This is a genomic window from Bythopirellula polymerisocia (assembly GCF_007860015.1).
GTDB lineage: Bacteria > Planctomycetota > Planctomycetia > Pirellulales > Lacipirellulaceae > Bythopirellula > Bythopirellula polymerisocia.
In genome coordinates this window covers 483,079-497,033 of sequence record NZ_SJPS01000001.1, presented here as the reverse complement: position 1 = coordinate 497,033, position 13,955 = coordinate 483,079, and the positions used below count along the sequence as shown (strand labels likewise).

The window sequence follows — 13,955 nt, the reverse complement described above, 5'->3', positions numbered from 1 at the left end:
AAAAAGGCGATTTGATCCAGTTAATTCGCCTTAACCAAAACGGTAGTCGTCGCTTACATCGATTAAGCTAGCCCGATTTAGCCAGAAGAAAAAAAGGATTTCTCATAAAATTAGTGGTCCTGCCGGCATATAGTCCGGCTCTAATACTGTGAGAGTCCTATGGAACCTATCGCCACAACACGACCCAATCGCCGCAATGGCTTACCCACCGGGAATGCCAGTGCGGCAGTTCTCGACATCCCGCCGACCGATGGTGAGCTATTGATGCGCTATCGTTGCCACGGTGACGAAGAGGCATTCACCGAGTTGGTCGAAAAACATGGTCCCATGGTCTGGACGCTGTGCTGGCAAATCCTCCGTCACCACCAGGATCGAGAAGACGCCTTTCAAGCCACGTTTCTCATATTGGCCAAACGGGCGGACACGATTCGCGAGTGCGATTCGCTTGCTGGTTGGTTGTACCGAGTGGCGTACCGCACGGCTTTGCGGGCGCGGCTGGCCGCACGAAATAAACCAACCCTTGATTTAGGTAGCGACATCCATGCTGATATCAAAGAACAACTGGCCTCCGTTCAGGCGCACGAACAGCGCTCGATCCTGCTCGAAGAACTCCACGCGCTCCCACAACGCTATCAACTCCCGCTCGTCTTGTGTTATCTGCAAGGCAACTCGCGCCGCGAGGTGGCCGAGGAGCTGGGCTGCACTCTGGAGACGGTCAAAGGCCGCCTGGCTCGCGGGAGGCAACTCTTGCGGCAACGATTGATTCGCCGTGGCGTGAGCCTTTCCTTGGCGATGAGCGCGATGTCGCTACCCGTGAAATCTGCATTGGCAGCCGTCACTCCCCAGTTGATCGGCGGCACGGTCGCCGGTTGCGAGGCCTGGTCGAGCGGCTCTGCACAAATTTCAAATGTTTCCCAACATGCCCTCCATTTGGCCCAACAAGGAGCTACTGCCATGACAATCGCGTCGATCGCCAAACCCGCAATGCTTGTCGCTGTTTTGCTGACTGCCGCGACGGCAAGTGTAGCCGTCGAATCAGCAAGTCGCGACCACTCCTTGAGACAGGCTTCTTCCGCCGCAATTGACTTGCAAGCTGATGCCGTCCTGAGGAAAGATTCTGAACCCGTGGAAAAAGATATTGCGATCGAGTCGGTTGCCGCCGTAGAGGCAGCCGCTTCCCAATCGCCACCCGCTCCAACCCCATCTCAGCCCACGCCACCACGAGCACCGGTGATAAAACATGAACATGTCGAAGTCCATCCACCCGCACCAATTGCCCCTCCAGCATTGGTGCCTCAGCCTAACTTTACCTCTCCGCTCCCGCCTCAGGTAGTTTCGAAACCGAATCTTGGTGAATCTCGTTTTTCTTCAAACGTTGAACTGCAACGAAAACTCGCTGAGTCGGAAGGCAAGATACTGGGGCTGCAGCTCAAGGCCAAAGAGTTTGAAATCGACGCCCTAGATCACGAGGGTCATGAACGCGAAAAGCTTATGGAGCAGTCTCGCAAGTATCTTCTCCGAGCTGAGGCGGAAAGTCTGAAAGTTCAGCTCGAACGGCAACTCGCCATGTTGGAAGAACTCAAACACTTGCCAGAAACTCGTGCGCAGGCTGTGCAAGCCTGGCCCCAACCATCCGAAGACGATAAGACTCAATTGATGCGCGCACTGGCAAAATCAGATGAAGCACTTGCGAAATCGCGTCAAATTGAAATGCGATTGCGAGAAGAAGTCCAGCAAGCAGTGATAGAAGCTCAAGAAAAATATGTCGTCGCTCAAAAACAGGCGTTAACGGCGACGACACATGCGATGAGTGCTGCCCAGGGAGCCACGAATCATCCGCAGTTCCCTTTTTCTCCGCAAGATTCCAATGCATCAACCCCCGTTCCCACGTTCGAGCAACCTCGCGTTCAAAAGCTCCAGCTCCAGCCTGGAGATCAAATCAAGATCCAAGTGAGTGGTGCTCTTCCGGACTCACCACTTGATTATGAATACACGGTCGAACAGATGGGGACAGTGCCGCTGGGAGTGATGTACGGTCGCGTCAAAGTTGCTGGATTGACCGTAATCGAGGCGGAAGAAGCAATTCGCGAGCATCTGAGCAAGACACTTACCGATCCCAAGGTTCAGGTGGTTCTCTCCGCGAAAGTACCCGTCTACTTCCCTGCAGCTCCAGAGCTCTACCCTTCTCCTGCTCAATCCTTGAATTCTTCCAAAGAATAAATAGCAGCACTTTAGCGCAAAAACTAAAGCCGCAGTTACGCTCCCAACTCAAATTTGCGCTGAGAGGCTGTCTTGTCATGCTCTCGTGCTCTTCGCCATAAAGTACCGAGAACCTCGCTCAGTGACTCTGCTTGGCAGCGGCGATAGGGAGAGTCGGCGGGCAGGTCGCGAATGAGTCGGCGATGGGCCTCGGCCAGGGCGTGGTAGGGCATCGTCGGAAAGATATGGTGCAGTGCATGAAACCGCAGTCCGATCGGTGCCCACAAGCCGCCAGTCAATGGATGCTTCGGATAGTTCACCGAGTCGAGCATCTGTTCGACGAACGTCATCTCGCTGTCTCCGAGGTGGGTCCAGCGGTGGGCACCCAAGGTGCGCAGGGCGTTGATCAACAGAACAAATACCCCAGTGAGATAAGCATGCAACAAAAACGTGGGGGGCAAAGGTTCCTCAAACAACAAACCCCCGGCCCACACCATTCGCACGGCCACCATCCATATGAAAAGAAACACTAGCACTTCTTGAAAGCGGATAACTCGCAGCGTCTTCTCAGTTGGCAAGGGGCGAATATAGGTCGGGTCCATAATCATTGAAGAAGCATGGCGATGAACCCATTTGCGTAGCTTGGGACTCACCCACGTGAGAGGTGTGAGTACCCCGAAGCGAAACACGGCCACGATCGGGATGACAAAAATCTGAGATAGATAGAAGAGGATCTGCCATGCTGGGAGTCGCGCCAGCGGGATATACTCGCCATCTTCTTTGGTACCGTAGTGCTTGCGACGATGGTGATCGAGATGGGTGTAATACACAAACGTGGGAATCAAGAAAGGAATCCCGCAGAGCAGATTCCACACGAAGCGGAACGCGGTGAACTCCCCCGCACGAATATGCACCAACTCATGGATAAACAACGAGCAGCGGTAGATCAACAGCGACGAAATGACAAAGGCGACAATTCGCACCGGCCAATGCCAGGACTCGTTGGCGGTGACCAATTCGGGAAAATCGACGATTTGGAAACAGCCGATCCCCACCGTCCAACTGATCAGAAAATCGGGCCAAAAAATCCAGGGATTGGGCGTGAAGAACTCCCCGACAATGCGTCGGGCTTCCGAGAGCGAGAACACACCATGAGGGTGGATGCTATCGGCAGGTGTCACGGCTGTGGCAGTTGCTTGCGACATGGTCGATCGTGATCTATCCCAACGGCGAATCCGGGTACGATATGAACTGATGACTCCCGTGGAAGATTACCTACGGGAATCGGGTGCGAACATTCCTTTAGGTCGGCTCTGGTGGACCGTAAATTCGCTTTATCCTGAAGTTTATTCCTCTCGGTTTGGATTTTCTACCCAATGTGCCCAATTCGCTCCTGTTGTTGACAGCCATTTCTAGCGATAAACTGTTATTTCTCGGGTGTTCGCGGGGGAGGCTCTTTGAAGGGCGTAAAAGTGCCCGAAATAACCGCCTCGATGCCTTAAATTTAGCGTGCTGGATCGAATTCGTGCAAGAAGTTGTCATCACGGGAATGGGGATCGTCTGCCCGCTGGGTATCGGCTCTGAGGCCGTCTGGTCGGCCATAGAGCATCGTGCGAGCGGTGTCCGGACGATTCCTCGCTTGGTCGAAGCCGGTTTTCCAGTGACTATTGGCGGTGAAGTGCCCGATTTTGATGGCAAGCAATATGTGCAGCCCCGCAAAAGCCTGAAGGTCATGTGCCGCGAGACTCAGCTTGCTTTCACTGCTGCGGAGCTAGCATGGGCGGATGCCCAACTTACCGACGCCAAAATCGATGCCGAGCGGCTCGGGGTCGTCTTGGGCTCTAGCGTCTTCCGCTCGGAGCTGCCAGAGCTCACCGCCTTGTACCAGGAATCAAACAAAAACGGCCAGTTTGACTTCACGCGCTGGGATACAGCCATCAAGGAGCTGTATCCGCTGTGGATGTTGAAATACCTGCCCAACATGTCGGCTTGCCACATCGGCATCGCCAAAGACGCCCGCGGGCCAAACAATACCATTGTCGAGGGAGATGTCTCCTCATTGCTGGCAATGATCGAGGCGACCGACACGATTACCCGTGGCCACGCCGACGTGATGCTCACCGGGGCCACCGGCTCGCTGCTGGCTTGGGTTGATGTCTGTTGGCATGGTGGGGCTCGGATGACTCGCAACAACAGCATTCCGTCTGCCGCCAGTCGCCCGTTTGATTCGGCACGCGACGGATTTGTAATGAGCGAAGGGTCCGCCGTTTTTGTCCTCGAAAGCCGGACACATGCCGAGAAGCGGGGGGCCAAGATCTTTGGTCGCATCCTGGGCTACGGTCGCCGCTCGGAATCAGTCTCTCGCGGTAAGAAGCCCACCGGGCAGTCGATTCGTCAAGCTATTCAAGCGGCTCTCGAGATGGGACATGTCTCCCCCAGAGAGGTCGGCCATGTGAACGCCCATGGACTCAGCACGATCGACGACGATGCCGTGGAGGCCGCTGCGATTCAGTCGGAGCTGCAGGATGTGCCAGTGACGGCTCCCAAAAGTTTCGTCGGCAACAGCGGCGCCTCCGGCGGCGCCATCGAATTGGCAATCAGCCTGTTGGGGCTACAGAAGAATCAAATCCCGCCGACCCTAAACTGCGACGACCCTATCGATTCGCTCAATGTAGTGAGAACGACTCAAATCCCCAAGTCTTCGGCTATGTTGGCACTGAACCATAAACTCACGGGGCAGGCGGTTGCATTGTTGGTGAGTGGCGAGTGAATTTGGCTGGGTTTCAGATTGGCTTTTACCCGTACCTCTCACCATTGTGTTCGCTGAGTCAGATATTGAACTGCGGGGGCATTTCGTTTGGCAATATCCGTTCCCGTCGCCGACGCTGGGCGCGACTCCAAGTGAACACCAACGCAACGTCACCACGGGAACCAACGGGCGAAATCGCGTTGCACCAGATTCTGACAACCCGTGCAAATCGTTGACAACTGGGAGGAAAAGAAGGGACTGCAAAAGAGAGCGTTCATACCCCTTGAAATCTAGTATTCCTCACGGAATATCGAAGTACGCCCGGAGGGACTCGAACCCCCAACCCCTGGTTCCGAAGGCGACTCAGAGTTTCATGAAAAACGCAGTGTTTCCCGGTGATTATTGCATCTTACATTGAAAATCGACAGTTGCAATCTCATTCAAACAATTGCATTCTTTCTCGAAGAATAGCGGTAGTCGACAAAATGACATGACTTCACAAACTGTACATACCGTTTCTGAAAATGAGCTGGTGGGTAAAGCCAGGCACTATCTGGATAATCAGGTCCATCGAGCAGCCAGCACGCGTAAACGTACTTAGTCCCCAGGATTTTGAAGGTTGCCACCTACGCTCCTACTGCACGGATGGGGGTCAGAGCGGCAGCGGGGGTCATCACTGTGGCGTCAGTGGTACAGAGAGCATGGGCTGTCTAGCACCCTACTCCTGAGGGTTCCAGACGGGGAACCCAACGAAGCTTCCACACCGGGCACAGTCGCGGCGGAGTGAATGACCACCATGGATTTCGACATCGACGAATTGTGTTGACCTGCACTTATCGCATTTGCTCATGCGAACTAGATTCGCCAGCACTGGCTTGAACGCAGCTATTCGACCACTGAGTTCGTCATTCAGAACCCCACGCGGAGCACGCACCTTGAGCCGTCTCCGAGGGTCCACGCTCAAGACCGCTCTCACTGCTTTGAGTTCCTCGATAAGCTCGATAACACCTTGAGATGGGCCCATCATTCAAAGATCCTTTCTTCTAGCTCGTCGTCGTCTTGCGGGGCATGGTCAACTGCCAGGTCATGGATACCTCCCCTATCAGCCCCCTGATCTCCCCTGATGGTCCCCCTAATGTTTTCCGGGTTTCCCCTAATCCCCCTATCAGGTCCTAATAAGTTATTAATATCCATGTCCCCTGAATCTATTTTTTTGGAGCTAATATCTTTTACGGAACCATTAGGGGGATTAGGGGAAACCCGAGGATTTATTAGGGGACCCATTAGGGGGCCATTAGGGGGCTCATCAGGGGAAACGGCTTCTCGCTGGTCGGCACTCCCCTGATGCCTGGAGGCTCCGTTCGCTTGGGCCATGTGGTCTTCGTCATCAGGGGAATCTGCTGGACCAACCTGGGTGACTCGGTAGCGATGACGAGTTCGAGAGGCATCATCCTGATACTCCTCGCGATCGACTTGAAAGCCATCTAGCTCACGCCGACTGGAATCTCCAAAACATTGCTTGAGCTTTCTTCCCATCTGTTGGTTAACGACCCTGCGGACTTCCTCGTCCCCCAGGTCCCCGGTCTCTTTCAGCCCGGGGATTTCGATGTCCCCTGCTTCCTCGATAATGTCAACGAGATCAGAGGCAATGAGCCATTGGTCGCACTTGCCTTGCCCATCGACGGCCAGGACAACTTCCCTGAGCCAGTTCAAGTTCGGGCTCGCCATGCGTGCTTGGGTTTCGCGATGCCCATCAAGCAAGGGAGCACCCCCCAGCAAGTTCTGTACGATCCAGTCGAGGGTTTGGGCCCAGCCACGGAAGTCATGCCTGGTCTCTTTGGTAAGAGGCTTACCTTGCCTGTGCCACTCCTTGATGATGGCGAACACGGCACCCAGGTAGAGGCCTTGGTTGGCCCGCACATGGGCGAGGAGGTCTCCCTCCGGATACTTGGTAAATTGATGACCCTCAGGCTGCTTGAGCATCCGCACGCTGCTGCATCGATTAGCCAAATCTGGCGTTACCTCCGCGTTGTTGGAGGTAAACATGACAATATATCTGGTTGGGTCGATCCCTATATTGCGACTGTAGGCACAGCGGGCGTTGAAGGAGTCCTCAGTCATGAAGGACTCTAATTTTTGGGAGTCGATTTTCCCACGCACATTATCAATCGAGATGAAGTTTTTGCCGGCAATCAATGCACTATCAAAACTTTCCCCAAGGCCGCCGACGCCACTAGATTGTTGGCTAATTGCGGCTAGCTTGGCATAGTAGATTGCCGCAGTTATCTTGTTTCGATATCCCTTCCCGGTCTGCGACTTGTCGGCCTCGCCGAGGTCCACGGGAGCACGACCAGGGAGCAGCTTTCCGAACACGAGTTCTGGAGTGATGATGGCTGCTGAGGCTCGTGACCGGTCCGATGCACTCGCGAAATTAAAATCGGCCAGTAGACCATTGATCAGCCTTTTTGCATCCTCTAACGGAACCGAAACTGGGGCTTCGCCATCAGCAAGAATTCCGCTCTCCCGGTCGTAACCCACGACTTCGACCAGCTGTCCATCCCGTTCAACTAGCACAGGGCAGTTGGACAGCAGATTGAGTGGCGGCAGCTGCTCCTTGAACGCCTGGGATTTCAGAATAAGGCTAGCGTCCCCTTTACGGCAGACTGCTGGTATTAGGATCTTCTCCTCTCCACTCATCTTGGAGGTCACTATTCTGGCCACCTGTTCAAGATCACTGGCAAGCCTTTCGGGATCGCAGGGAACAAGAATCGAGGAATTCGAGATGTCCTTGCCCACTAGGAAAACAGACCCGTTACGGTTAAAGTGTGTCTCCTTCGCCGCCAGTAACTTGCCATAGTCCTTACCAGCAGCAATGATCTTCTGACTGCCTTTCGGTAGTTCGACCTGGGGCAGGCGTTTCTCGTCGGCAAAGGGGACTTCTGTCGTCGCTGTCGATTCTGCTAGGTTGAGTAGATCACCATAGTCATGCCCTTCGTTCAGCCAATCCCGGACGCCCTTGTTCTCGGTGATGGCGTAGGGGAGCACCACATTGCGGACCGAGGTACCTTCATCATTGCTAACGGTAAGGGACTTGGCCCAATTCTCGGCACTAGCTTGCCCAGACATGTCGCAACCGTGCAGGATGTTGACGTTGTAGTTCGCCAGCAGATCACTATGCCACGTGGGTTTCTCCTGGGCTCCGCCAGAGGTAGTGATGACCAAATGTCGGTCGCGTAGGTCCTCGGGTATTGCTGCATATAATGCCGCTTGGTCGGTGATGCCGTCTACCTTCCAAACCGTGTCTACGTCCTCTCCTGCCTTCAGACGTTCAATGGCATGTACGCCGATAATGCCTTGCTTCGAGCCATATGTGAGCTTCTCGTTCACTTTCCCGACAACGTTGCCTTTCCCGTCGTGCACTGGCAGGGGACGGCCATTGATATTCTTCACGAGGTAGCCAACCGGCTTAGTGGTATCCAAATCCTCCCCAATGATTGGCAAAGCGATGACAGAGCAACGCTTCTTGTAGGTAGCTATCCTGCACCCCTGAGCGAGTAACGACTCCTCAGTGATGCCGGGGTTGGCCGCCATACAAGTCTTGGCCTTCTCGCTTGACCACTCTTGCCACTTCAAGTCCTTGGCTGGACCAGTGACTCTCTTTGCGGCCTTGTCAGCGGCCTTTTTGACTGTATCTTTGTCATGCGATTGTTTATAATTCATTATGTTCCCCTTAATTCATGGCCCGTATGCCCTGGCAGGCTGCGGGCCAATTTCTTGTGCCACGTGGACCGGTTTATTCCATTCGCTCAGAGACCGTCCCGTTCGCAGTCTCGCTCTGCTTTGGAGATCGCTGCCTCTCGCTGACGATTAGTCCTGGGAGGACACACCGGGCCGTCAGCTGCAGCAGTTACAGATGTTATGAAGCGTTGCACTGCTTCTACACTTGTCATGCGACGGCCCCCATATTTAGCTGTCTCGAGCTTGACGCCGTTGATGCCATGGAGTCGGTGCCGTTGGCATGTGGACGGATTGGGACGGACCCCAAAGGCCAATTCATAGGCCTTAGCTAAGGGGAATAATTTCTCGTTCAGTTTCATCACAGTCCTCGCAATTAAGTGGAAAGAAAACCAGTTAATTGCGAATGGTAGTGATGAGAGCGGGCCAAATCCGAGCCAGACGCGGGCTTATTTGGCCCGCAGCAGATACTTTAATCAGCAGGGCTAAGAATCACAGAGGCTTGCTTAATACTGACTTTGTAAGGTATTTCATGCTTTAGAAAGTAAGCATTCGCTTTTTTCCGAAGAGAGCCGAAAGCTCCTGCATCAGCGATGTGCTCAGAATCGTCGTATATAGGTTGCTTCAATTGGTCGAAAGCGGCAACTCGGCAATCTACATTCCAAAGGTGGTCCAGCATCTTCCAGACCGCGGGCTGCAGCTGCTCAGCGATGATTTCGCCATTTTTGCCCCATCTAAACCCAGGCAATGGGCCGTCAGGTATTGGAGGTGTTTCAGATGCCTTCTCTCGCATGGTATTGGCCCAGACTCGAAGCGTTTCCGAAGTATGAGTTACGGCGAGGTTCAGGTAGATTCTCTGGTTCTCAGTGCACTTCCATACTGTTTCACCTCCGAGTCTTTGGCCGCTTAAACCCACTTCGGACGTAAATGTTGAAATCCGTTTTTGACACTGTTCTTCGACTTTTATGACGAAATCTAAGAAGCCATTAATTCGTTTCTTAAACCTCACTCCTTCCTCATGTGGAACGCACGACTCGGCCCAAGCAAAACATCTACCAAGGGTATCGGCCACATCTTTAGAAGTGAGTGTATTTGCCAGAGGATTCTCTCTGAGCCATTCTTCGATATTCCACTGCTTCAAGAGGATGTCACCGAATCGATCAATACTATCTGCTAACTCCAACGCCTTCTCGTGGAGAGGAACCTTGGGATCGATGTTCAGATTTTCATGACTCTCACTCATTTCTCTCTTCATCCCCCCCTAGGTCGGCAGATCCTATAAACCCATTATATGATGGTAATTAATCGCTTTCAGTACTTTTCTCTTGCAGCTTGTTTTATAAGTTGATCTGCTCAGGGAGAGTTCCGTTCTCAGGCCGGTTCTCCTAAGATTCGGACTCCTGGCAGCGGTTGATAATCACGGTTTCAGAGATGGGTCCCCCATCGTCCAGTAGAGCCAAGAATCCTCTAAGAAGTAGGTGGTCTCGCGTTGGTAGAAATAGCCGACGAAACCATGTTGCCGGATGTGACACACCCTCGATCCCGCACGAGGTACCCATGGGGCCACTCTGGCCTCGTCTAGGTCCATTCTTCGCGGTCGACCCACACTGCCGTTGCAATAGTGAAATCGCTAAAACCGCAGAAAAAGGGCGACGTTTGCAGCAAACGGGAGAAATTGAGCCCCCAGGATGCCCCCAGAATCGCTCGGAGTCCCTCAAGTCGGGGAGAGAGTCTATGAGAATTGTTCATCAATGCCGTTTCAACGTGTCAACAGACAAATCGCTGAAACCGCAGAAAAAGGCCTTCGGTTGCAAAAACCGGAGGAAATTGAGGCCACAGAATGCCCCCAGAATCATTCATCGATGGGCTTGGCAAATGGAATGATGTTGGCGGTGTGGCTTAAGAAGCCGCGTAAATACTCCGCCCCTCGCCCAGGTAACTGTCGTAGACGTGCTGGTAAACTGTGTCGCACTTCTGCTGGTACAGCTCCGGTGTGTACGCCCGTGGGAGCTGATCGAGGACTGTCCTGACGGTCGTGTAGACATCGGCCCGGGTTCGTTGCTTCTTCTTCCAATCCAACACCAACTTCGCTTCCTTGAGCGTCTGAAGTAGCATCCGGGCGACCTTCTTGACCTCCTCTTTCTCGGTGGCGGTCATGTCGATCTCCGGCTTGGTCAGGATGTCGAACAATGCCAGCTCCTCCTCGGTCAGTTGCTCTGACACGCCTCGTTGCTCTTCCGCACTAAGATCCTGGACGAAAGTGACCAGCTTGGCGAAGAAGCCCTCGACATCCAATCCTTTGTTGTACTCGTCGATCAGCTGCTTGAATTTCTCCATCAGGTCCGTGCGGGTCTTGTTCAACTGCACCATGTTTTGCAGCTTGGCACCCACCGCCCGCTTGAGCTTCTCCGCCTCGGTCCGCTTGCGGCCTTTCTCGAAATGGGCCTTGAGTGCCTCGAAATCGATCTGGCTGAGATCGATCAGCGACGACTCTTCGGTGGGGTGGATCACATATCCCCTGGTGGCAATGGACTCGTCCAGCAACTCACCAACTTGGTCCAAGACAACGTCGATGCTGGCCTCTTCGGTGAAGTTGCGGATCTTGTCGGCCAGCACAGCCAAGCACGTCTTGATCGGTGCAAACTCATTGGCCGATGCGTCCGGCAGGATTGCCTTGTAGAGTCGCACCACCTGGTTGGCAAGCGAAAGGTACTTCTTCTTCAGGTCGTCGTTGACGATCACCTGTTCCACGGCGTCGTCCACAGCCTCGTTGACCAGTTTGTCCACGAGATTGGTGGCGGCATCGTCCAGGAAGGCCACCTTCTGAAACCCCTCAGCGTTCAGGATGGCATCCAGATCAACACCTCGGTCCTTGCAGAAGTCCACCGCTTCAGCGATGGCAAGCCGTAACTCATCAACCAGTTCTTCCTTCTTCTGGATCGGACATTCACCATCCTGGACACCGCCACCCGAGGACGAGCCATAAATCGCCAAGGCCTTCTGGAGATTTCGGAACACGCCAACATAATCCACGATCAGGCCATTGTTCTTCTCGCCAAAGACACGGTTCGCCCGGGCAATAGTTTGCATCAGCGTGTGGTTCTTCATCGGCTTGTCGAGGTATATGGTCGAGACCGCTGGGGCATCGAACCCGGTCAGCCACATGGCACACACGAAGACCAGCCGAAATGGATCGTCGGCATCCTTGAACTTGGTCTCCATGTCCTCCTTGACCATGCGGATCCGGTGCTTCTCGATGTCGAGTCCCTTCTCCTGGAACAACTCGACTTCGTTCTGCTGCTGGGACACGACCACGGCCATGTCGGTTGCTTCCATGAAATCGATCTGCTTCTGCAACTCAGGGCGAGTCAACTCATCAGCCACAGACAATTGGGCCTTCAGCCCGCCCAGGTACGCCTTCCAATACTTCTGCACCTTGTCGTACATCTTGACGGCGGTCACCTTGTCGATGCAGATGACCATCCCCTTGCCGCTTTGTTTGCGGCCCATGAAGTGGGCCACCAGATCTTCGGCGACTTTCTCCAGGCGGTCATCGCGGGTGATCAGGTGGTATTCCCTGGCGAACTCCCGCTCCAGCTTTTGTTCCTGTTCCTCGTCCAGTTCCGCAGCCTCAATCAACCGTTCCAGGTCCTCATTGAAATGCTCGTTAGCCAACTGCAATTCGGGGATGCGGTTCTCGTAGAACAGGGGGACCGTGGCACCATCTTCGATGGACTGCTGGAAGTTGTAGATGCTGACGTAGTCGCCAAAGACTTCCTTGGTTTTCTCTTCACCCGCCATCAACGGCGTACCGGTGAAGCCGATGAACGCGGCATTGGGCAAGGCGTTCCGCATGTTGAGGGCCAGCGTATCGTACTGGCTTCTATGGGCCTCGTCGGTCATCACGATGATGTCGCTACGGTCGGACAGCTTGGGATACTTCTCCCCCTGCCTGGTGCCAAACTTCTGGATCAGCGTGAAGATGAAGCGGTGGTCTTCTGAGAGCAGTGTCTTAAGATGGGCACCGCTGTCGGCCTGGCAGTCCTCGGTGACAACGCTGGTGTTACAGAAGTTCTTGTAAATCTGAGAGTCCAGGTCATTGCGGTCGGTCACCACCAGGAAGGTCCAATTGCCAGGCACTTTCCGCAGCACTTTTTGCGAGAAGAACGCCATGGAAAAACTCTTGCCGCTCCCCTGCGTATGCCAGAACACGCCGAGCCGCCCCTGGTTCTCCTGGATTTCCTCCAGGGCAGTCGCAGCATTGTTGACGCCGAGGAACTGGTGGTTCTTGGCTGTGATTTTCACCAGCCCACCCCTGGCATCTTCAAAGAGCGTGAAGTTTTCGGCCAGGTCAATGAAGCGTGACTTCTCGCAGGTTCCGCGAATCAGCGTCTCCAGCGAGATAATGCCCTGCTCCCCCTCGGTGTTGATTCGCTTCCAGTCGGCAAAGTGTTCCCACCCAGCGGTCATGCTGCCGACCTTTGCCTGGGAACCATTCGACAGGATGATGAGGGCGTTGTACCAGAACAGTTGCGGGATCGTCCGCTTGTAGTCCTTGAGGTTGTGCTTGTAGGCATGCTCGATCTTCCCGTGGCTCTTCTTGAGTTCGACGAAGATCAAAGGCAAACCATTGACGAAGCCGACGAGGTCGGGACGCTTCTTGTAGATGCTGCCTGACACCCAGAACTGTGATGCCAGGAAGAAGTCATTGTTCTCGGGATCATTCCAGTCGATGATACGAACCGTCTCGTCGGTCTCATCGCCTTCGTCATTCTGGAAGGCCACCTTCACGCCATCCTTGAGGAGCTTGTAGACCTCCCGATTCGCCTGCACCAGACTCATGGCACCGCGATCACGGGCGAGTTCCTCGATAGCAAGGTTGATCACCTCGCCACTGAGATCGGGATTCAATTTCTGCAAGGCACTCCGTAGTTTTGGAACAAGGATGACCTCTTCGGTTGTCTCTCGTCCGAGGGCCGAGCCACTGGTGCCGAACTTTTCGTGGAAACAGTTTGCTGTCTCGTAGCCGAGATCAGAGAACAGGGCGACGGCTGGCTGTTCGACGAGAGTGTCTTCAGAGAAGTCGGTACTCATGCCCCAAGTTTCACTTATTCGTTTCGTGTTTCCACCAACAATAACAAGCAACTATTATACAGAATCCCCCGAATGCACTAAGGCGATCATTGAGCCGATTCTTTCGTTCCCAATTCGTCTCTGGGTTTCGCCGATCCCAGTTCGCTCCCTGGTTCAATGGACGAGTATCATAATATTC

At 54.0% G+C, this 13,955-nt stretch carries 9 protein-coding genes; 2 read left to right on the top strand and 7 right to left on the bottom strand.

Annotated features, from left to right (window positions below):
* Positions 1-159 precede the first annotated feature (159 nt).
* Complete coding sequence (locus Pla144_RS02020; protein WP_146447648.1) at positions 160-2,220, top strand: sigma-70 family RNA polymerase sigma factor; 2,061 nt, start codon at positions 160-162, stop codon at positions 2,218-2,220.
* 35 nt (positions 2,221-2,255) lie between these two features.
* Here the strand turns inward: Pla144_RS02020 and Pla144_RS02015 are convergent, their stop codons facing one another.
* Positions 2,256-3,404: a fatty acid desaturase family protein gene (locus tag Pla144_RS02015; protein WP_146447647.1), complete on the bottom strand. Its 1,149-nt coding sequence runs from the start codon at positions 3,402-3,404 to the stop codon at positions 2,256-2,258.
* Positions 3,405-3,724: 320 nt separating this feature from the next.
* Between Pla144_RS02015 and Pla144_RS02010 the strand changes: the two genes are divergently transcribed.
* Complete coding sequence (locus Pla144_RS02010) at positions 3,725-4,969, top strand: beta-ketoacyl-[acyl-carrier-protein] synthase family protein (protein ID WP_146447646.1); 1,245 nt, start codon at positions 3,725-3,727, stop codon at positions 4,967-4,969.
* A gap of 697 nt (positions 4,970-5,666) precedes the next feature.
* On the opposite strand, the gene Pla144_RS02005 is transcribed toward Pla144_RS02010, so the two are convergent.
* From Pla144_RS02005 to Pla144_RS01985, 6 genes are all read right to left on the bottom strand, one after another.
* Positions 5,667-5,975 carry a hypothetical protein gene (locus Pla144_RS02005; RefSeq protein ID WP_146447645.1) on the bottom strand — a complete coding sequence of 103 codons (309 nt, stop codon included), beginning with the start codon at positions 5,973-5,975 and terminating at the stop codon, positions 5,667-5,669.
* The gene (locus Pla144_RS02000) at positions 5,972-8,668 is read right to left on the bottom strand and encodes a hypothetical protein (RefSeq protein ID WP_146447644.1); all 2,697 of its coding nucleotides are present in this window, start codon (positions 8,666-8,668) and stop codon (positions 5,972-5,974) included. The genes Pla144_RS02005 and Pla144_RS02000 overlap by 4 nt, the downstream gene beginning before the upstream one ends.
* Positions 8,669-8,754: 86 nt before the next feature.
* Complete coding sequence (locus Pla144_RS01995) at positions 8,755-9,045, bottom strand: DUF1580 domain-containing protein (protein ID WP_146447643.1); 291 nt, start codon at positions 9,043-9,045, stop codon at positions 8,755-8,757.
* Positions 9,046-9,155: 110 nt separating this feature from the next.
* Positions 9,156-9,926 carry a hypothetical protein gene (locus Pla144_RS01990; protein ID WP_146447642.1) on the bottom strand — a complete coding sequence of 257 codons (771 nt, stop codon included), beginning with the start codon at positions 9,924-9,926 and terminating at the stop codon, positions 9,156-9,158.
* A 335-nt stretch (positions 9,927-10,261) separates the two neighbouring features.
* A complete protein-coding gene (locus Pla144_RS24400; protein ID WP_197530322.1) occupies positions 10,262-10,432 on the bottom strand; it encodes a hypothetical protein in 171 nt (56 codons plus the stop codon).
* 150 nt (positions 10,433-10,582) lie between these two features.
* Positions 10,583-13,777, bottom strand: coding sequence for a type I restriction endonuclease subunit R (locus Pla144_RS01985; RefSeq protein ID WP_146447641.1), 3,195 nt, complete (start codon positions 13,775-13,777; stop codon positions 10,583-10,585).
* Positions 13,778-13,955 lie beyond the last annotated feature (178 nt).

Coding starts and splice junctions, on each gene's coding strand:
- Pla144_RS02020 (WP_146447648.1), top strand. CDS start 160: ATGGAACCTATCGCCACAACACGACCCAATCGCCGCAATGGCTTACCC.
- Pla144_RS02015 (WP_146447647.1), bottom strand. CDS start 3,404: ATGTCGCAAGCAACTGCCACAGCCGTGACACCTGCCGATAGCATCCAC.
- Pla144_RS02005 (WP_146447645.1), bottom strand. CDS start 5,975: ATGATGGGCCCATCTCAAGGTGTTATCGAGCTTATCGAGGAACTCAAA.
- Pla144_RS02000 (WP_146447644.1), bottom strand. CDS start 8,668: ATGAATTATAAACAATCGCATGACAAAGATACAGTCAAAAAGGCCGCT.
- Pla144_RS01995 (WP_146447643.1), bottom strand. CDS start 9,045: ATGAAACTGAACGAGAAATTATTCCCCTTAGCTAAGGCCTATGAATTG.
- Pla144_RS01990 (WP_146447642.1), bottom strand. CDS start 9,926: ATGAGTGAGAGTCATGAAAATCTGAACATCGATCCCAAGGTTCCTCTC.
- Pla144_RS24400 (WP_197530322.1), bottom strand. CDS start 10,432: ATGAACAATTCTCATAGACTCTCTCCCCGACTTGAGGGACTCCGAGCG.
- Pla144_RS01985 (WP_146447641.1), bottom strand. CDS start 13,777: ATGAGTACCGACTTCTCTGAAGACACTCTCGTCGAACAGCCAGCCGTC.